The 18,847-nt window shown below is 61.6% G+C and carries 14 protein-coding genes; 10 read left to right on the top strand and 4 right to left on the bottom strand.

The window, feature by feature from the left end; all coding sequences use genetic code 11:
- Positions 1-9: 9 nt before the first annotated feature.
- The 6 genes from ASD95_RS15275 to ASD95_RS15250 all read left to right on the top strand — a co-directional run bounded on the left by ASD95_RS15275 (position 10) and on the right by ASD95_RS15250 (position 6,754).
- Positions 10-660: an amino acid ABC transporter permease gene (locus ASD95_RS15275; RefSeq protein WP_056724737.1), complete on the top strand. Its 651-nt coding sequence runs from the start codon at positions 10-12 to the stop codon at positions 658-660.
- Positions 653-1,375: an amino acid ABC transporter ATP-binding protein gene (locus tag ASD95_RS15270; protein ID WP_008018646.1), complete on the top strand. Its 723-nt coding sequence runs from the start codon at positions 653-655 to the stop codon at positions 1,373-1,375. The genes ASD95_RS15275 and ASD95_RS15270 overlap by 8 nt, the downstream gene beginning before the upstream one ends.
- A 115-nt stretch (positions 1,376-1,490) precedes the next feature.
- Entirely contained in the window at positions 1,491-2,519 is a 1,029-nt protein-coding gene (locus ASD95_RS15265) for a trans-3-hydroxy-L-proline dehydratase (RefSeq protein ID WP_056724735.1), read from the top strand.
- Between the two features lie 126 nt (positions 2,520-2,645).
- Positions 2,646-3,563, top strand: a complete 918-nt coding sequence (locus ASD95_RS15260; protein ID WP_056724733.1) for a dihydrodipicolinate synthase family protein — start codon at positions 2,646-2,648, stop codon at positions 3,561-3,563.
- A gap of 73 nt (positions 3,564-3,636) precedes the next feature.
- Positions 3,637-5,034 (top strand): fosfomycin efflux MFS transporter AbaF, encoded by a 1,398-nt coding sequence (gene abaF, locus ASD95_RS15255; RefSeq protein ID WP_056724731.1) that lies wholly within the window; start codon positions 3,637-3,639, stop codon positions 5,032-5,034.
- Positions 5,035-5,173: 139 nt separating this feature from the next.
- Positions 5,174-6,754 carry an aldehyde dehydrogenase (NADP(+)) gene (locus tag ASD95_RS15250; protein WP_056724729.1) on the top strand — a complete coding sequence of 527 codons (1,581 nt, stop codon included), beginning with the start codon at positions 5,174-5,176 and terminating at the stop codon, positions 6,752-6,754.
- A gap of 148 nt (positions 6,755-6,902) precedes the next feature.
- On the opposite strand, the gene ASD95_RS15245 is transcribed toward ASD95_RS15250, so the two are convergent.
- A complete protein-coding gene (locus ASD95_RS15245; protein ID WP_056724727.1) occupies positions 6,903-7,910 on the bottom strand; it encodes an Ldh family oxidoreductase in 1,008 nt (335 codons plus the stop codon).
- A 314-nt stretch (positions 7,911-8,224) separates the two neighbouring features.
- Between ASD95_RS15245 and mexE the strand changes: the two genes are divergently transcribed.
- Genes mexE through ASD95_RS15230 form a run of 3 tightly spaced genes read left to right on the top strand, consistent with a single transcriptional unit; the run spans position 8,225 to position 14,091 of the window.
- Positions 8,225-9,478, top strand: coding sequence for a multidrug efflux RND transporter periplasmic adaptor subunit MexE (gene mexE, locus ASD95_RS15240; RefSeq protein WP_056724725.1), 1,254 nt, complete (start codon positions 8,225-8,227; stop codon positions 9,476-9,478).
- 12 nt (positions 9,479-9,490) lie between these two features.
- Positions 9,491-12,670 (top strand): efflux RND transporter permease subunit, encoded by a 3,180-nt coding sequence (locus ASD95_RS15235; protein ID WP_056724724.1) that lies wholly within the window; start codon positions 9,491-9,493, stop codon positions 12,668-12,670.
- Entirely contained in the window at positions 12,670-14,091 is a 1,422-nt protein-coding gene (locus ASD95_RS15230; RefSeq protein WP_056724721.1) for an efflux transporter outer membrane subunit, read from the top strand. Before ASD95_RS15235 ends, ASD95_RS15230 begins: the two co-directional genes overlap by 1 nt.
- A gap of 201 nt (positions 14,092-14,292) precedes the next feature.
- Here ASD95_RS15230 and ASD95_RS15225 read toward each other — a convergent pair whose 3' ends face one another.
- The 3 genes from ASD95_RS15225 to ASD95_RS15215 are packed head-to-tail and all read right to left on the bottom strand — an operon-like array spanning position 14,293 to position 17,570.
- Positions 14,293-15,240: an HlyD family secretion protein gene (locus tag ASD95_RS15225; RefSeq protein ID WP_056724719.1), complete on the bottom strand. Its 948-nt coding sequence runs from the start codon at positions 15,238-15,240 to the stop codon at positions 14,293-14,295.
- Positions 15,241-15,244: 4 nt separating this feature from the next.
- On the bottom strand, positions 15,245-15,445 hold the full coding sequence (locus tag ASD95_RS15220) for a DUF1656 domain-containing protein (protein WP_056724717.1): 201 nt from the start codon (positions 15,443-15,445) through the stop codon (positions 15,245-15,247).
- Positions 15,435-17,570, bottom strand: coding sequence for an FUSC family protein (locus ASD95_RS15215; RefSeq protein WP_056724715.1), 2,136 nt, complete (start codon positions 17,568-17,570; stop codon positions 15,435-15,437). Before ASD95_RS15215 ends, ASD95_RS15220 begins: the two co-directional genes overlap by 11 nt.
- Positions 17,571-17,754: 184 nt before the next feature.
- On the opposite strand from ASD95_RS15215, the gene ASD95_RS15210 reads away from it, so the two are divergent.
- Positions 17,755-18,810 (top strand): tetratricopeptide repeat protein, encoded by a 1,056-nt coding sequence (locus tag ASD95_RS15210; RefSeq protein ID WP_056724713.1) that lies wholly within the window; start codon positions 17,755-17,757, stop codon positions 18,808-18,810.
- Positions 18,811-18,847: the final 37 nt, after the last annotated feature.

The following is an 18,847-nucleotide window of genomic DNA, read 5'->3' as shown; positions in this document are numbered from 1 at the left end:
GAGCTGTCCATGTTTTTCACCGATTTTACCTCGAATGACCTGATGTTCCTGCTCAACGGTGCGTGGGTCACGATGCAACTGACGTTCTGGTCGATCATTCTCGGCTCCTTCGCAGGGTTGTTCTTCGGCCTGCTGAGGGCCTTGTTGCCACGGGCCAGCCTGCCGCTGGCCTGGGTGCTGGACGTGTTTCGCAGCGTGCCGTTGCTGATCCAGTTCGTGCTGTTCAACTCACTCAAAAGCATCGTCGGCTTGAACATCAGCGCCTTCAGCGTCGGCTGCATTGTGCTGGGGGTTTACGCGGCGGCGTACTTCACCGAGATCGTGCGGGCCGGCGTGCTGGCGGTGCCGTTCACCGTGCGCCGGGCCAGCCGTTCGCTGGGGCTGAGCTTCTTGCAGGACTTGCGCTGGATCGTCCTGCCGATGGCCACCCGGGTAGCGTTCCCCGGCTGGCTGAACCTAGTACTTGGTGTCATGAAAGACACCGCGCTGGTGATGTGGATCGGCATCGTCGAACTGCTGCGCGCCTCGCAAACCATCGTCACCCGCATCCAGGAACCGTTGCTGGTGCTGTGCATCGCGGGCCTTATCTACTACGTCATGAGCCTGGTGGTCGCACGCCTGGGCGCTCGTCTGGAAAGAAGGTGGCAAGAAAATGATTGAGATCGACAACGTACATAAATCCTTCGGCAACCTCGAAGTGGTCAAGGGCGTCAACCTGACGGTGAACAAGGGCGAAGTGGTGTCGATCATCGGCGGCTCCGGCTCCGGCAAATCGACCTTGCTGATGTGCATCAACGGTCTGGAACCGATCCAGAAAGGCAACATCCGCGTTGACGGCGTCGAGGTCCATCACAGCGCCACCGACCTCAATCGCCTGCGGCAGAAAATCGGCATTGTGTTCCAGCAATGGAATGCCTTCCCGCACCTGACGGTACTGGAAAACGTCATGCTTGCGCCGCGCAAAGTGCTGGGCAAAAGCAAGGCTGAAGCTGAAGAACTGGCGGTCAAGCAACTGACCCACGTCGGTCTGGGCGACAAGCTCAAGACCTTCCCCGGCAAGCTGTCCGGTGGACAGCAGCAACGCATGGCCATCGCCCGCGCCCTGGCCATGTCACCGGACTACATGCTGTTTGACGAAGCCACCTCGGCCCTCGACCCGCAGTTGGTCGGTGAAGTGCTGGACACCATGCGCATGCTCGCCGAAGACGGCATGACCATGGTGTTGGTGACCCACGAAATCCGCTTTGCCCGGGACGTGTCCGACCGTGTGGCGTTCTTCCGCAATGGCCTGGTGCATGAGATTGGTTCGCCGGATCAGGTGATTGGCAATCCGGTGCGTGCGGAGACTGCAGAGTTTCTGAAATCAGTGAAATAGCCACTGTCCCCATCGCGAGCAAGCTCGCTCCCACCCTGATCTGTGTACGCCGCAAACCCTGTGGGAGCGAGCTTGCTCGCGATGAGGCCTTCACAGGCGAAACAAGGAGCAAACCATGCGTTCATCGAAAGTCATTCATGTAGTCAGCTGCCACGCCGAAGGCGAAGTCGGCGACGTGATCGTCGGCGGTGTCGCCCCGCCGCCCGGTGCCACCGTGTGGGAACAGTCGCGCTGGATCGCCCGGGACGAAACCCTGCGCAACTTCGTCCTCAACGAACCCCGCGGCGGCGTGTTCCGCCACGTCAATTTGCTGGTGCCGGCCAAAGACCCACGGGCGCAAATGGCCTGGATCATCATGGAACCGGCCGATACCCCGCCGATGTCCGGCTCCAACTCGTTGTGCGTCGCCACCGTATTGCTCGACAGCGGCATCCTGCCCATGACCGAGCCGCAAACCCGCCTGGTGCTGGAAGCGCCCGGTGGCCTGATCGAAGCCGTGGCCGATTGCCGCGATGGCAAGGTCCAGCGAGTGGAGGTCAAGAACGTGCCGTCCTTCGCTGATCGCCTGGATGCGTGGATTGAAGTCGAAGGCATCGGCTCGCTGAAGGTTGATACCGCTTATGGTGGCGACAGTTTTGTGATTGCCGATGCCAAAGGCCTGGGTTTTTCCATCAGCCCGGATGAAGCCGCCGATCTGGTGGCGGTCGGTCTGAAAATCACTCGAGCGGCCAACGAACAACTGGGCTTCGTGCATCCGCTGAACCCCGAGTGGTCGCACATTTCCTTCTGCCAGATCGCTGCGCCCATCGTCCATGAGAACGGCATCGCCACCGGTGCCAATGCGGTGGTCATCCAACCAGGCAAAATCGACCGCTCCCCCACCGGAACTGGTTGCTCGGCGCGCATGGCGGTGTTACAGGCCAAAGGCTTGATGCAGGTTGGCGAGCGCTTTATCGGCCGTTCGATTATCGGCTCCGAGTTCCACTGCCGCATTGATTCGTTGACCGAAGTCGCCGGCCGCGCCGCGATTTACCCGTGTATTTCCGGCCGGGCCTGGATCACCGGCACCCATCAATTGCTGCTCGACCCAAGCGATCCGTGGCCACAAGGCTATCGCCTGTCCGATACCTGGCCCGGCGCCTGATCGCGGCATGCCCGAACACCGGACCAACGGCGCATAAACAACCCCTGAAAACTGAAAAAAGCACTAGCCGAAATTTGTCATTTTAAATATCGTATACGAAATACAATTAACGAACCGGAGGCAACAATGAGCAAGCGCATTAACTGGAGTGGCGTCTTCCCTGCAGTGACCACTCAATTCAACGATGACTTCACGATCAACCTGGATAAGACACACCAGGTGATTTCCAATGTGATTCGCGATGGCGTCTCAGGCCTGGTGGTCTGCGGTTCGGTGGGAGAGAACACCTCGCTGACCGCCGAAGAGAAAATCGCCGTGACCGAAGTCGCTGTCGATGCCTCCCGCGGTCGCGTACCGGTGATTTGCGGCGTGGCCGAGTTCACCAGCATACAAGCGGCCAAGGTCGCCAATGCCGTACGCCGGGTCGGCGTCGATGGCGTGATGCTGATGCCGGCGCTGGTCTACGGTTCCAAGCCGTTCGAGACCGCCGAGCATTACCGCTACGTGGCGAAAAACGCCGACGTGCCACTGATGGTCTACAACAACCCGCCTATCTATAAGAATGACGTCACCCCGGACATCCTCATTTCCCTGGCCGACTGCGACAACGTGGTGTGCTTCAAGGATTCTTCCGGCGACACCCGCCGCTTCATCGACGTGCGCAACGAAGTCGGTGACCGTTTCGTGCTGTTCGCCGGCCTCGACGACGTGGTGCTGGAAAGCATCGCCGTGGGTGCCGAAGGTTGGGTCTCGGGCATGTCCAACGTGTTCCCGAAAGAAGGCGAAACCATCTTCCGCCTGGCCAAGGCCGGGCGTTTCGCCGAAGCCATGCCGATCTACGAATGGCTGATGCCGATCCTGCACCTCGATGCCCGTGCCGACCTGGTGCAGTGCATCAAGCTGTGTGAAGCCATCGCCGGTCGCGGCAGTGCCTTGACCCGTCCGCCACGCCTGGCCCTGCCGGAAGCCGACCGCGTATTCGTCGAGCAGATCATGGCCAAGGCACTGGCCAACCGCCCGGAACTGCCGGACGTCGGTCTCTGAGTGATTGTCGGGCGGGCCTTTACCGGCCCGGCCCGGCTGCCCGCTTTTTTGCGCCTTAACAAGGTACGTCAGCATGTCGAATCCTCAACACACGCAAAGCGCAACCTCACCCTCCGGACTCAAACGCGTAGTAGCCGCCGCCATGGCTGGCACCGTCGCCGAATGGTATGAATTCTTTCTCTACGGCACCGCCTCGGCATTGGTTTTCGGCAGGCTGTTCTTCCGCCAGACCGACAGCCCCATCGACGGCATCATCGCCGCCTTCGCCTTGTACGCGGTCGGCTTTCTCGCCCGGCCGTTGGGCGGGTTGGTATTCGGTCACTACGGTGACAAATTCGGCCGCAAACGCCTGCTGCAACTGAGCCTGGTCGTGGTCGGCATCACCACCTTCCTGATGGGTTGCCTGCCTGGCTTCGACCAGATCGGTTACGCAGCGCCGGTGCTACTGGTGCTGTTGCGGTTGATCCAGGGCTTCGCTTTCGGTGGCGAATGGGGCGGCGCGATTCTGCTGGTGTCCGAACACTGCCCGGACAATCGTCGGGGCTTCTGGGCCAGTTGGCCGCAAGCCGGAGTGCCGGCCGGCAACCTGGTGGCCACGGCCGCCCTGCTGCTGTTGTCGTCGAACCTGTCAGAGCAACAGTTCCTGGCCTGGGGCTGGCGCGTGGCGTTCTGGTTCTCGGCGGTAGTGGTGTTGATCGGTTACTGGATTCGCACCAGCGTCGATGACGCGCCGATCTTCAAGGAAGCCCAGGCCCGTCAGGCACAGACCCAACAGCAACAGCTCGGTGTGGTGGAGGTGCTGCGTCATCACTGGCGCTCGGTGTTGGTGGGAATCGGTGCACGCTTTGCCGAGAACATCCTCTACTACACCGTGGTGACGTTCTCGATTACCTATCTGAAACTGGTGGTGCACAAGGACACTTCGCAAATTCTGCTGCTGATGTTCGGCGCGCACCTGGTGCACTTTTTCCTGATTCCGCTGATGGGCTATCTGTCGGACATTGTCGGGCGCAAGCCGGTGTACCTGACCGGCGCGGTGCTCACAGCGTTCTGGGGTTTCATCGGTTTCCCGATGATGGACACCGGCAACAACTGGCTGATCATGGCCGCCATTACCCTGGGCCTGGCCATCGAATCGATGACTTATGCGCCTTACTCGGCGCTGATGGCTGAACTGTTCCCGACCCACGTACGCTACACCGCTCTGTCTCTGTGCTACCAGGTGGCGCCGATCTTCGCCGGTTCCCTGGCACCGCTGATCGCCATCACCTTGCTCAACAAGTACAACAGCTCGACTCCGATCGCCTGGTACCTGGTGGGCGCCGCGCTGATTTCCGTGGTGGCGGTCGGCCTGACCCGCGAGACCCGTGGCAAGTCATTGCGCCAGGTGGATGCCGAGTCGGCGGCGCGGGTTGCTGCCGTGGACGCAGCCTTGCCAGCCACCCCGTGCCGGGGTGATTCGTTGGCTTGAGTGCCTCAAAAGATCGCAGCCTTCGGCAGCTCCTACAGAAATGGTGTCCATCCGTTAATGCCGGGTGAATACGGTCAGTGTAGGAGCTGCCGAAGGCTGCGATCTTTTGCCCTTTATCTTTCCAGACCGGAGATTTTCAATGCTCGAAATCCTTGGCCACAACTACATCGGCGGAGCGCGCAGCGCCGTCGGCGGAATCATCCTGAACAGCCATGACGCCAGCACCGGCGAAGCACTGCCCTACTCTTTCGTGCAAGCCACCGCGCAAGAAGTCGACGCGGCCGTCCAGGCCGCTGCGGCCGCCTACCCGGCCTTTCGCAACCTGCCGGCGACGCGCCGGGCGCAATTCCTTGAAGCCATCGCCGCGCAACTGGATGCCCTGGATGACGAGTTCGTTGCCCTGGTGACCCGTGAAACCGCCCTGCCCAGTGCCCGGATACAGGGCGAGCGCGGCCGCACCAGCGGCCAGATGCGTCAGTTCGCTCAGGTCCTGCGTCGGGGCGATTTCTACAGCGCGCGCATCGACCGTGCCCTGCCGGAGCGTCAGCCGCTGCCACGGGTTGACCTGCGCCAGTACCGGATCGGCGTCGGCCCGGTGGCCGTGTTCGGCGCCAGTAATTTTCCGTTGGCCTTTTCGACGGCTGGCGGCGATACCGCAGCGGCCCTGGCCGCCGGTTGCCCGGTGGTGTTCAAGGCCCACAGCGGGCACATGGCAACCGCCGAATGCGTGGCCAATGCGATCCTGCGCGCCGCCGAGCAGACCGACATGCCCAAGGGTGTGTTCAACATGATCTACGGCGCGGGTGTCGGTGAAGCGCTGGTCAAGCACCCGGCGATTCAGGCCGTCGGTTTCACCGGCTCGCTCAAAGGTGGCCGTGCCCTTTGCGACATGGCCGCCGCACGGCAACAACCCATCCCGGTGTTCGCCGAGATGAGCAGCATCAATCCAGTGTTGGTGTTACCCGAAGCCTTGCGTGCGCGCGGCGAGAAAATCGCCGGTGAACTGGTGGCATCGGTGGTCCAGGGTTGCGGGCAGTTCTGCACCAATCCGGGGTTGGTCATTGGCATTCGCGCCCCTGAATGGACGGCGTTCATTGCGCGACTAAGCAACCTGATGGCCGAACAACCGGCACAAACCATGCTCAATGCCGGCACCCTCGGCAGCTATGAAAAAGGGCTGCGGGCCTTGCTCGAGCATCCGGGTGTGACGCACCTGGCGGGCCACGACCAGCAGGGCAATCAGGCGCGGCCGCAACTGTTCAAGGCCGACGTCAGCCTGCTGCTCAATGGGGATCCGCTGCTGCAGGAAGAAGTGTTCGGGCCGACCACCATTGTCGTTGAAGTGGCGGACAAGGTTGAACTGCGGCAGGCGTTGAACAGCTTGCACGGGCAACTGACTGCGACATTGATTGGCGAAGCATCGGATCTTCAGACCCATGCGGACCTGCTGATACTGCTGGAACAAAAAGTCGGCCGGGTACTGTTCAACGGTTACCCCACCGGGGTCGAGGTCTGCGATGCCATGGTCCATGGCGGGCCGTACCCTGCAACTTCCGACGCCCGTGGCACGTCGGTTGGCAGCCTGGCCATCGAGCGCTTCCTGCGTCCGGTGTGCTACCAGAATTGCCCGGACGCCTTGCTACCCGACGCCTTGAAAAACGCCAACCCGCTGGGGATTGCACGGTTGGTGGATGGCAGCAGCCAACGCGACTCAATCTAGAAAACCACACAAATACCTGTAGGAGCTGCCGCAGGCTGCGATCTTTTGATGTTGATTTTTAAGATCAACAGATCGCAGCCTTCGGCAGCTCCTACGCAAAATATGTGATCGCCACCAATCAAATGTGGAAGCGGGCACGTTGATTCAATCAGGCGAGCAATGCCTTGAGGTCGTTGTACAGCGCCTCGGGAATTTGCACGCCTTCCACCAGGCTGCGTACCCGCGCCGCGTAACGTCGTTGCGACGGTAAGCGTGCGCCCTGCCCTTCAATGCCCTGGAACAACGTTTCGGCCCGGGCCAAATGTTCTTCAGTGGCGTCCCCCAGAAAGCGCCGAGGGTCCAGGGCGATGATCAATTCGCCATGGTACGGCGACGACTTGCTGCCTCCATCGTAAGCCAATGACTCGGCACTGGTCAGGTCACCAATCAGCGGCCCGGCAATCAACTCCACCATCGCCGCCAGCGCCGAACCCTTGTGCCCGCCGAACGTCAGCATCGCGCCGCTGTCGAGCACCACGTTGGCGTCGGTGCTCGACTGGCCTTGGGCGTCGACGCCCCAACCCTCGGGAATCGCCTTGCCGGCACGCCGGTGCAGTTCGATATCACCACGGGCAATCGCGCTGGTGGCGAAGTCGAACACAAACGGATCTTGCCCCGCACGGGGCCAACCGAAGGCAATGGGATTGGTGCCGAACACCGGCAGTCGTCCTCCGGCCGGCGCCACCCAGGCGTGGCTCGGATTACACGCCAGTGCCACCAGACCGGCAGCCGTCAGCTGCTCGATCTCCACCCACAGCGCCGAGAAATGCACACAGCGGTTGATTGCCAACGCCGCAATGCCGTTGGCCCGAGTTTTCTGCGCCAGCAACGGCAACCCCGCCTGAAACGCCAACTGCGAAAACCCACCGCCTGCATCCACCCGTACAATCGACGGCGCCTGGTCGATCACCTGTGGCTCGGCATCGGCTGACACCTTGCCGGCCCGCAGGGAATTGACACACCCCAGAATCCGGTACAAACCGTGGGAGGCACAGCCATCACGTTCGCCAGCAATCACCGTCGCCGCCACCGCTTGTGCATGGGCCAGATTAAAACCGTTGTGCAACAGGATCGATTCGGCCAACTCACGGGCTTCGATCAGGGTCAGTCGGATCATGGTCATCTCCTTGGACAGACCGGTCAGAGTGGTCTATCCGAGGCGTCATGGCTTGATGGGTTTGGGCATTGGCGGTGACGAAATTGGCACAGTTCGGGCCGTTGTGGCCCGTTGAACCAACTGACTATTGCATCCAAAGCAACACACAATTGTCATCAATCCAGTTGATGACGACCAAGCGCAAGGCGCAGGCTAGAGGGCTGGCTTGGGTCTTATATCATTCCGGATGATAGTTACCTTCGCCCCATTCGATTCGTGAGATACAAACCCGCCGCGCATCATTCGCCAATCTCAACACATTGGCGGATGCATCCATGGAACAGTCACTCAAACATTTGCGCTTCCCGTTGGCTCTGTTGGCCGTCGTGGTGATCAGCGCGTGCGGCAAGGCCCCGGAAACCGCCGCCAGTATGCCAGCGGCCAAGGTCAGCGTGGCCAAGGTGCTGGAACAACCGGTCAACGAGTGGGACGAATTCACCGGCCGCCTCGAAGCGCCGGAAACCGTCGAGATTCGTCCACGGGTCTCCGGCCAGATCGATGAAGTGGCCTTCACTGAAGGCGCCCTGGTCAAGAAAGGCGACCTGTTGTTCCAGATCGACCCGCGTCCGTTCCAGGCTGAGGTCCGCCGCCTCGAAGCCCTGGTTGCACAATCGCGCGCCAACGCCACCCGCAGCGAAAACGAAGCCCAGCGCGGTGAGCGCCTGCGCACCAGCAACGCCATTTCCGCCGAGCTGGCCGATTCGCGCACCAGCGCCGCCCAAGAAGCCCGCGCCGCCGTCGGTGCCCTGCAAGCGCAGCTTGATCTAGCGCGGCTGAACCTGAGCTTCACCCGCGTGACTGCTCCCATCAGCGGCCGCGTCAGCCGTGCCGAAATCACCGCCGGCAACCTGGTGACCGCCGACACCACCCCGCTGACCAGCGTGGTCTCCACCGACAAGGTGTACGCCTACTTCGACGCCGACGAGCGCGTATTCCTCAAGTACACCGAGCTCGCTCGCCAGGGCAAGCGCGGCGCCACCACCCCGGTCTACATGGGCCTGTCCAATGAGGACGGCAACCCGCACCAGGGTGTGATGAACTTCGTCGACAACCAGGTCAACCCGAAGACCGGCACCATTCGTGGTCGCGCCGTGTTCGACAACAGCGACGGCAGCTACACGCCGGGCCTGTATGCACGCCTGAAACTGGTGGGCAGCGGTACCTACAGCGCCATGCTGATCAACGATGAAGCGGTCGGCACCGACCTGGGCAAGAAGTTCGTGCTGGTGATGGATGCCGACAACAAGACCGCCTACCGCGCGGTGGAGCTGGGTCCGAAGATCGAAGGCCTGCGCATCGTGCGCAACGGCTTGAACAAGGACGACACCATCATCGTCAAGGGCCTGCAACGGGTACGTCCTGGTTCACCGGTCACCCCTGAAGTGATTCCGATGGCCAGTGAACAAACCCTCGCGGCACTCGCACAACAACGCCAAGCGCTGGAAGCCAGCAACCTGCCCCAAGTCGCGCCTGCCAAGGTCGCGCCGGGTACGGCTGTGAAACTGGCTGCCACGACCCCACGCGGTTAAGGGATTTTTACGATGAATTTTTCCCAATTCTTCATTTCGCGGCCGATCTTCGCGGCGGTTCTTTCGCTGCTGATCCTGATCGCCGGTGCGATCTCGCTGTTCCAGCTGCCGATCAGCGAATACCCGGAAGTGGTGCCGCCGACCGTGGTGGTCCGCGCCAACTTCCCGGGTGCCAACCCGAAAGTCATCGGTGAAACCGTGGCCGCTCCCCTGGAGCAAGCCATCACCGGCGTCGAGAACATGCTGTACATGTCCTCGCAGTCGACTGCCGACGGCAAGATCACCCTGACCATCACTTTTGCCCTGGGTACCGACCTGGACAACGCCCAGGTGCAGGTGCAGAACCGTGTGACCCGCACCGAGCCGAAACTTCCCGAGGAAGTGACGCGCATCGGTATCACCGTGGACAAGGCGTCGCCCGACCTGACCATGGTGGTGCACTTGACCTCGCCGGACAAACGCTACGACATGCTGTACCTGTCCAACTACGCCCTGCTCAACATCAAGGATGAGCTGGCGCGCCTGGGCGGTGTCGGTGATGTGCAGCTGTTCGGCATGGGCGATTACTCGCTGCGAGTGTGGCTCGATCCGAACAAGACCGCTTCGCGCAACCTGACCGCGACCGATGTGGTCACCGCGATTCGCGAGCAAAACCGTCAAGTCGCGGCCGGTGCGCTGGGTGCGCCTCCTGCACCGAATGCCACGGCCTTCCAGTTGTCGGTCAACACCCAGGGTCGTCTGGTTTCCGAGGAAGAGTTCGAGAACATCATCATTCGCTCTGGCGACAACGGTGAAATCACTCGCCTCAAGGACATCGCCCGCGTCGAACTGGGCTCCAGCCAGTACGCCCTGCGTTCGTTGCTGAACAACCAGCCGGCGGTGGCGATCCCGATCTTCCAGCGTCCGGGTTCCAACGCCATCGAAATCTCCAACGAAGTTCGGGCAAAAATGGCCGAACTGAAGAAGAGTTTCCCCGAAGGCATGGACTTCAGCATCGTCTATGACCCGACGATCTTCGTGCGCGGTTCCATCGAGGCGGTGGTTCACACCCTCTTCGAAGCGCTGATCCTCGTGGTACTGGTGGTGATCCTGTTCCTGCAAACCTGGCGCGCCTCGATCATTCCACTGGTCGCTGTGCCGGTATCGCTGATCGGTACCTTTGCCGTGATGCATCTGTTTGGCTTCTCGCTCAATGCCCTGTCGCTGTTTGGCCTGGTACTGGCCATCGGTATCGTGGTCGACGATGCGATCGTGGTGGTGGAGAACGTCGAACGGAACATCGAGCTTGGATTGACCCCGGTTGAAGCCACCAAGCGCGCCATGCGTGAAGTGACCGGCCCGATCATTGCCACCGCGCTGGTGCTGTGTGCGGTGTTTGTTCCGGCGGCGTTCATTTCCGGCCTGACCGGGCAGTTCTACAAGCAGTTCGCCCTGACCATCGCGATTTCCACAGTGATTTCGGCCTTCAACTCCCTGACCCTGTCGCCGGCACTGGCCGCGGTTTTGCTCAAGGGTCACGACGCGCCGAAAGACCGTTTCTCCAAGGTGCTGGACAAGATTTTCGGTGGCTGGTTGTTCCGTCCGTTCAACCGCTTCTTTGAAAAGGCCAGCCATGGTTACGTCGGCACCGTTGCCCGCGTGATCCGTTCCAGCGGTATCGCCCTGCTGCTGTACGCCGGCCTGATGGTCCTGACCTTCTTCGGTTTCTCCAGCACTCCGACCGGTTTCGTACCCGGCCAGGACAAACAATACCTGGTGGCCTTCGCGCAATTGCCGGATGCCTCGAGCCTTGACCGTACCGAAGACGTGATCAAGCGCATGTCCGAGCTGGCCCTTAAACAACCTGGCGTGGAAAGTGCGGTGGCCTTCCCTGGCCTGTCGATCAACGGTTTCACCAACAGTCCGAACGCCGGCATCGTGTTCGTGACCCTCAAGCCGTTCGACGAACGTAAAGACCCGAGCATGTCCGCAGGGGCCATTGCCGGTGCCTTGAACGGCCAGTACGCGAACATCCAGGAAGCCTACATGGCGATCTTCCCGCCGCCGCCGGTACAAGGCCTGGGCACCATCGGTGGTTTCCGCCTGCAGATCGAAGACCGGGGCAACCTGGGCTACGAAGAGCTGTACAAGGAAACCATGAACATCATCAACAAGAGCCACAACGTGCCGGAACTGGCCGGCCTGTTCACCAGCTACACGGTGAACGTGCCCCAGGTCGATGCCGCCATCGACCGCGAGAAAGCCAAGACCCACGGCGTGGCCGTCAGCGACATCTTCGACACCCTGCAGATCTACCTGGGTTCGCTGTATGCCAACGACTTCAACCGCTTCGGTCGCACCTATCAGGTCAACGTCCAGGCCGAGCAACAGTTCCGCCTCGAATCCGACCAGATCGGCCAGCTGAAAGTGCGTAACAACAAGGGCGAGATGATCCCGCTGGCGACCTTCATCAAAGTCAGCGACACCTCGGGGCCCGACCGCGTGATGCACTACAACGGCTTCATCACCGCTGAAATCAACGGTGCGGCAGCCCCCGGCTACAGCTCCGGCCAGGCGGAAAAAGCCATCGAGAAACTGCTCAAGGAAGAATTGCCCAACGGCATGACCTACGAATGGACCGACCTGACCTACCAGCAGATCCTGTCCGGCAACACCGCGTTGTTCGTGTTCCCGCTCTGTGTGCTGCTGGCGTTCCTGGTACTGGCGGCGCAGTACGAAAGCTGGAGCCTGCCACTGGCGGTGATCCTGATCGTACCGATGACTCTGCTGTCGGCCATCACCGGAGTGATCGCCTCTGGCGGTGACAACAACATCTTTACCCAGATCGGCTTGATCGTATTGGTGGGACTTGCCTGCAAGAACGCGATCCTGATCGTCGAGTTCGCCAAGGACAAACAGCTGGAAGGCCTCAACCCGCTGGCAGCGGTCCTGGAAGCGTGCCGCCTGCGTCTGCGGCCGATCCTGATGACCTCCTTCGCGTTCATCATGGGTGTGGTGCCGCTGGTGTTCTCCAGCGGTGCCGGTGCCGAGATGCGTCATGCCATGGGTGTGGCGGTGTTCTCCGGGATGCTCGGGGTGACCTTCTTCGGTTTGTTGCTGACACCAGTGTTCTACGTACTGATCCGTAACTTTGTCGAGCGCGGCGAGAAGCGCAAAGCTGCCAAGGCCACCCTGAAGCTGGAGTCGCACTGATGAGTTTGAAAGCCTTCCTGCCGAGCCTGCTGGTACTGGCCCTGAGTGCCTGTGCCGTGGGCCCGGACTACAAGACGCCAACCACCGAGGCGGCCAACATCACGGCCGCCACCGATGGCGCCGCCGGCCAGAAGAACTTTGACCGTTCGCGTTTCGAAGGCATCTGGTGGCAGCAGTTCGAAGACCCGACCCTCAACCAGCTGGTGACGAAATCCCTGCAAGGCAACCGCGATTTGCGCGTCGCCTTCGCCCGCTGGAAAGCCGCACGGGCGATCCGCGATGATGTCAGCAACGACGCCATGCCGACTGTCACCAGCCGCGTCAGCAGTGACCTGGGCAAAGGCCAGATTCCGGGCCAGACCACCGACCGGGTCAACAGCGAACGCTATGACCTGGGCCTGGACATGGCCTGGGAAATCGACCTGTTCGGCCGCATCCAGCGCAACCTGGAGTCGGCCAACGCCGAGCAACAGGCGTTCGAGGCCGACCTGTACCAACTGCAAGTCACCATGATTGCCGAACTGGTGGATTCTTACGGTCAACTGCGCGGCGCGCAGCTGCGGGAGAAAATCGCCCTGGCCAACCTGGAGAACCAGCAGGAATCGCGCAAGATCACCATCAGCTTGCGTGATGCCGGTGTCGGCGACCAACTCGATGTGGAGCGCGCCGATGCGCGACTGGCGTCGGTCGAGGCCAGCGTGCCGCAACTGCAGGCCGAGCAGATCCGGCAGAAAAACCGCATCGCCACCCTGCTGGGTGAGCGTCCGGACAAGCTGACCGTGGACCTGAGCCCGAAAGACCTGCCGGCGATCGCCAAGGCTTTGCCGATCGGTGATCCGGGTGAACTGCTGCAACGCCGTCCGGACATTCGCAGTGCCGAACGCCAACTGGCTTCGGCCACGGCGCGTATCGGCGTGGCCAAGGCGGATCTGTTTCCTCGGGTCAGCCTTAGCGGCTTCCTTGGCTTTACCGCCGGGCGCGGTTCGCAGATCGGCTCCTCGGCGGCCAACGCCTGGGCGCTGGGCCCGAGCATCACCTGGGCGGCGTTTGACCTGGGCAGTGTGAAGGCCCGTTTGCGCGGCGCCGATGCCGATGCCGAAGGCGCCCTGGCAACCTACGAGCAACAAGTGTTGCTGGCCCTGGAAGAATCGGAAAACGCTTTCAGCGACTACGGTAAACGCCAGCAGCGCCTGATCTCGCTGATTCGCCAGAGCGAGTCCAGCCGCTCGGCCGCCGACCTGGCGGAAATCCGCTACCGCGAAGGCACCGCCGATTTCCTCGTGCTGCTCGACGCCCAGCGTGAACGCCTGGCGGCCGAAGACACCCAGGCCCTGGCCGAAGTCGACCTGTATCGAGGGATCGTCGCGATCTACAAGGCCCTCGGTGGCGGCTGGCAGCCGGAGACGGTCGCCAGCAAGTAATGCGGTTTCAAAGTGCTCCTTTGGTTGGCCGCAACCAACCAATTTCCTTGCCCTGCGTCTCATTCGGTCGCGGGGCTTTTTTTGCACACAATACATATCCCTGTAGGAGCTGCCGAAGGCTGCGATCTTTTGACCTTTTTGTGTACTTGACCCGCGAAGATCAAAATCAAAAGATCGCAGCCTTCGGCAGCTCCTACAGGGTTAGCGCTGTTCTTCGACGGTCACAGTAGCCGTGGTCCCCGCCCGCAGATTGTTTTTACCCGCATAGTCGGCATCTATCTCGATCCGCACCGGTACCCGTTGCGCCAGTTTGATCCAGGTGTAACTGGGGTTGATGCTGGCCAGCAGGCGACCGCCCGGCAGGTTTTCCCGGTCGGCAATGGCGAAGGCAATGCTCTGCACTTTGCCGCCAAATGTCTCGCCACTCATCAACTCGATCCTGACTAGGTCGCCCTCCCCGATCCGCGGCAACTTGGTTTCTTCGAAGTAACCGCTGACATAGAACGATTCGCTGTCCACCAGCGCCAGCAAGGGACCGCCGGCCGAGGCGTAATCACCCTCCCGGGTCAGCAGATTGGTGACATAGCCGGTCACCGGTGAAACGACGTGAGTACGCTGCAAGTCGAGCTCGGACTGGGTCAAGGCCGCAATGGCCAGTTGCACGTTGGCCTGGGCCAACACCATATTGGCCTGGTTACGCAGCAAGTCGGCCTGGGCCACCGATACATCGGTGTTGGCCTTCTCCCACTCTTCGCCGGAAATCGCCGAACGATCCTTGAGCGTGCGCCGGCGCTGCTCCTCGCTCTGACGTTGCTTGAGCAACGCTTCGCTGGCGATGATGGCCGCCTGGGCCTGCCCGAGCGAGGCTTTCGCCACCTCCACCGCGCGCTTGGCATGTTCCACCGCCAGGGTGTAACGCGCCGGGTCGATCTCCAGCAGCGCCTGGCCTTTGTTCACATGCTGGTTGTCCTGTACGGCCAGGCTGACGATTCGCCCCGATACGTCGGCGGACAAGGTCACCACATCGGCACGCACTCGCGCATCCCGGGTCCAGGGCGCACGGGTGTAATGCTCCCAGGCGAACCAGCCCAGGATAAAGGCCAGCAGTACCACCGCCACCGTCGTGAGTCGGGAAAGGATGTTCTTCATGGCATCAAGCTCCCATCACCAGAATCAACGTGGCGCAGACGCAGGCGTAAAGCGCGCCTTCGAACAACGCCTCGTGCCAGATGAACTGCAGCACGCCGAGGCGCCGCAACGCCCAGTCCAGCAGCAGGAAAATCGGCAGGCCCAGTAGCAGCGCCTGGGCAATCGGGGGCAGATAGGCACCGCCCACTTCAAGATCAATGGGCAAGGACAGGGTCTCCTTCAAGGCCTGATGGTTGAAAGTAGCCGCGATAGCGTTCGACGAACGACACCACGATCAACAGCGCCACACGCATGCGGAACACCGACCACAAGTGCTCATGAACATCGGTATGCAGGGCATCCAGGTCGTCGCCCAGGGTGTGCAGGCTATCGAGCACCTGCGCCACTTCGACCCCGGGCCGGCCGGCGACCAGCCTGCCGGTTTCCCGGACTGTCGAAAACAGGCGACTTTGCAGATCAGGAGTCAGCAATGCGTTGTTCTGCCCCTGCTGCCTGAGCTGATTCAAGGCAATACCCAATGCCATGCAGGCCAGGCTGACTTGAAACAGCTCACGGGATTGTGGCTCCCGGGTCGCCGGCAGCAGCCCCAGCATCATGGTCAGGCGATCAACCATGCGGCTCTCGAAGGCAAACTGCTGTTCATCGCTCGCCGAGGTTTTCAGCAAGGCATACACCTGCTCGCCGTTCTCTTTGTGGAGCCGGCGCATGCGCAAATCCGGCATGAACGGAAAGACCAGCGCATAGACACTCAACGCCAGTGCGGTCGCGCAGGTATAGGCACCCGCAAACTCAAACCACTGGATGGCGGTGTTTTGCCCAATCCCCACGTTCAACGGGCCGAGCAACAGAAAGGTCGTGAGCCCCAGGCCAATGCCGGTACCGGTGGTGGCTGGACTGGCCAGCCCCACCGCGACCGCGTAGAGCAAGGGCGCCAGCAGCAAGGCCAGCATCTCGAAATTGCTGATCATCGGCACAAACATGAACTGAAGGAGCGCCGAGGCCACCAGTGCCAGCCCGAACCCCCTGGCATAGCTTTGCACCGCCAGCAGCGGCCGGGGAAACGTCGACATCAGCGAACACAGGATCCCCACCAGCACCATTCCGCCTCGGGCACCGTCCCAACCGGTTTCGATCCAGATCAGGCCGGCGATCAACAGCGCGCAAAAGGCCCGGACGGCATTCATGGTCGCCAGGGTGAAGTCCAGGTGCAGCGGGTTTTCCCGCCCGCGATACACGCTGCTGGCCGGTCGCCCGCTCTGGATGGCATCACTCAATTCCAGAATCTGCTCCAATTGCTGCAACAGACGCGCCTGCTCCCAGCGCAGCGACCAGGCCAGCGAACGCAAGGTGGCCGGCAGCGGTTCGGTCAATTGTTCGGCCCTGTAGGCCAGCTCATCAAAGCGTTGTTGCAGCGAAGTGAAATGCTGGCGCTTGTCACTCGACAGCGAACGGCCCTCCCGCGCCAGTTCATCGAGAAAGGCCAGTTCTTCGCCGCGCAACCGTTGAATCTCTTCAGGCAACTCGCCCTCCCAGCGCTCGGTCAATAACAGTCGCTGGTGGCGCAAGGCGGTCAACCGCGCGGTCAATAGCACCAATTGGTTGCCCAACAGTTGCACCAGACCGTTGGCACTGCGCAAGCGCGGAGCATCGAAGTACAGGTGCCGGCGCACGCCTTCCAGGCCGCTGATCTGGCCCAGCAGCTGCATTTGCCGCTGCTGGAACTCGGCTTCGCTCTCTTCGGTGCGGATGACGGCGCTGGCGTGGGTGGCCAGCAAACGGGTGATTTGATCGATCCTGGCGAAGTAATCCCGGGCCACGGCTTGTGGCCTGGCGGTGAGCAGGCTGACCACGCACACGCAGGCAACCGCCAGCAGCGTCTCGGTGACACGGGTGACCGCCAGCAAAAACATGCCGTCCGGGTCCGGCACCGCCAGCAAGGCCACCACCACGGCGGTGTAGCCGCTGAGGACAAACGCCCCGGAACTGGTATAGCGCAACAGGGTGCCACCGGCGGTGCACAGCGCCAGCCACAGCGCCAGGGTGGTGATGAACGGCAGCGGCGCCTGGGGAAAGATCGCCATGATCAGCACCGCCACGGCCGCGCCCACCGTGGTGCCGATCACCTGGCCAAAGCTGCGGGCCAGCACCATGCCGCCAAGGGGCTGGCTGATGATGACCACGGCCATGATCGACCACTTGGGCTGGTCCAGGTCGAACAAAAACGCCAGGTACAGGGTCAACAATCCGGCTGCGATGGTTCGCAGGGCAAACAGCAACACCCCGGGCCCGGGGTTGAGAATGGCCTTGAAGTACTGTAACAACCCTTGCATGGAAGCACCCGTCGAGACACCTCCAGCAAGCGTAGTCACTGCCGCGCTGCCTCGAGAGGTTTTGCTGTCGACGCAGCTTGCTGGTCCATTGAATCGTCAGTGAACGTCGTCAAGGTTTGACTCAAAGCCTGGCCTGACCGAAGCTGGCGCCTTTGCAAAAGCTTGCCAGCTTCCGGATTCCTGCATGCCCAAGTCCCGCCGCCTCCTGTTTATCAGCGTCTTTGCCCTGCTCGTCATCGGCCTTGTGTGGTTCTCCCTGCGCGATACCACCCCGGTGGTTCCCGAAGCCATCCAGCATGGCTACAGCGAAGCGCTGGCGGCTGCCCGGGGCGGTCAACCGGGTGCCGCGCGGGTGCTCTACCAGCAATTGGCCCGTCCGGACCTGTCCCCCAAGCGGCGTATCTGGTTGCATGCCGAGCTGCCCAACTATCCAAGCTCGGTGGCCCTGAAGCTGGCGGATGCCGACTTGCAGAACGAGTCGCCCGAAGTACGTATCGCGGCGATCAGGAGTATCAGTGGCCTGGTACCGAACGGCCAGCGCAGTCTGCTGCTGGGGCCATTGCTCGATGACAGCGAACAAAGCGTGCGGCTGGCGGCGATCAACGCGCTGCTGGGGTTGTCCCCGGATGAACTGGGTTTGTATTTCGGGCCGCTGGAACAAGCCATCGATGCCTGGGAACAAGTGCTCAAGAGCGAGCCGCAAAGCGCCGCAAACCAATTCCAACTGGCCCGGTTGCACCTGCACAACGCCGAGCTCAAGCAAGCGCAACAGGCGCTGGATAACACCCTGCGCCTGGCGCCGGAGAACCTGCCGGCGCTGGTGCTGCAAATCGAGGTGCTGGATAAACAGGGCCAGAACGACGCCGCCCGGCAGCTGTTGGCCAGGCAACTGCAGACACAACCCAACTCGGCCTACCTGCAACACGCGCTGGGGCTCTGGCTGCTGCATCACGAGCAAAGCGAATTCGCCCTGCTCGGCCTGTCCAAGGCCGTAGAGCTTGAGCCTGACAACCGGGATTACCGCTACGACCTGGCCACCACGTTGCACGGTGAACATGAGCTCGAAGCGGCACAGAACCAGTTGCAGGAAGTCGTTCAGCGCCATCCGAACGATCGCAAGGCCCGGGTGCTGCTGATCAATTACTGGAAGGAAAGCGGGCAGCTGCAAAACGTGCAGATCCTGTTGGCCCAACTCGAACAGATGAACCCCGATGATCCGGCGTTGCAACAAGGGCTTTGACCCCGACTGAAATTTCGTTGAACCGTCGTCCTGGCCA

Origin of the sequence: Pseudomonas sp. Root71 (assembly GCF_001429045.1) — a bacterium.
GTDB classification, from domain to species: domain Bacteria; phylum Pseudomonadota; class Gammaproteobacteria; order Pseudomonadales; family Pseudomonadaceae; genus Aquipseudomonas; species Aquipseudomonas monachiensis.
The sequence above is the reverse complement of the archived record's forward strand: the minus strand, read 5'-3'. Positions and strand labels throughout refer to the sequence as shown.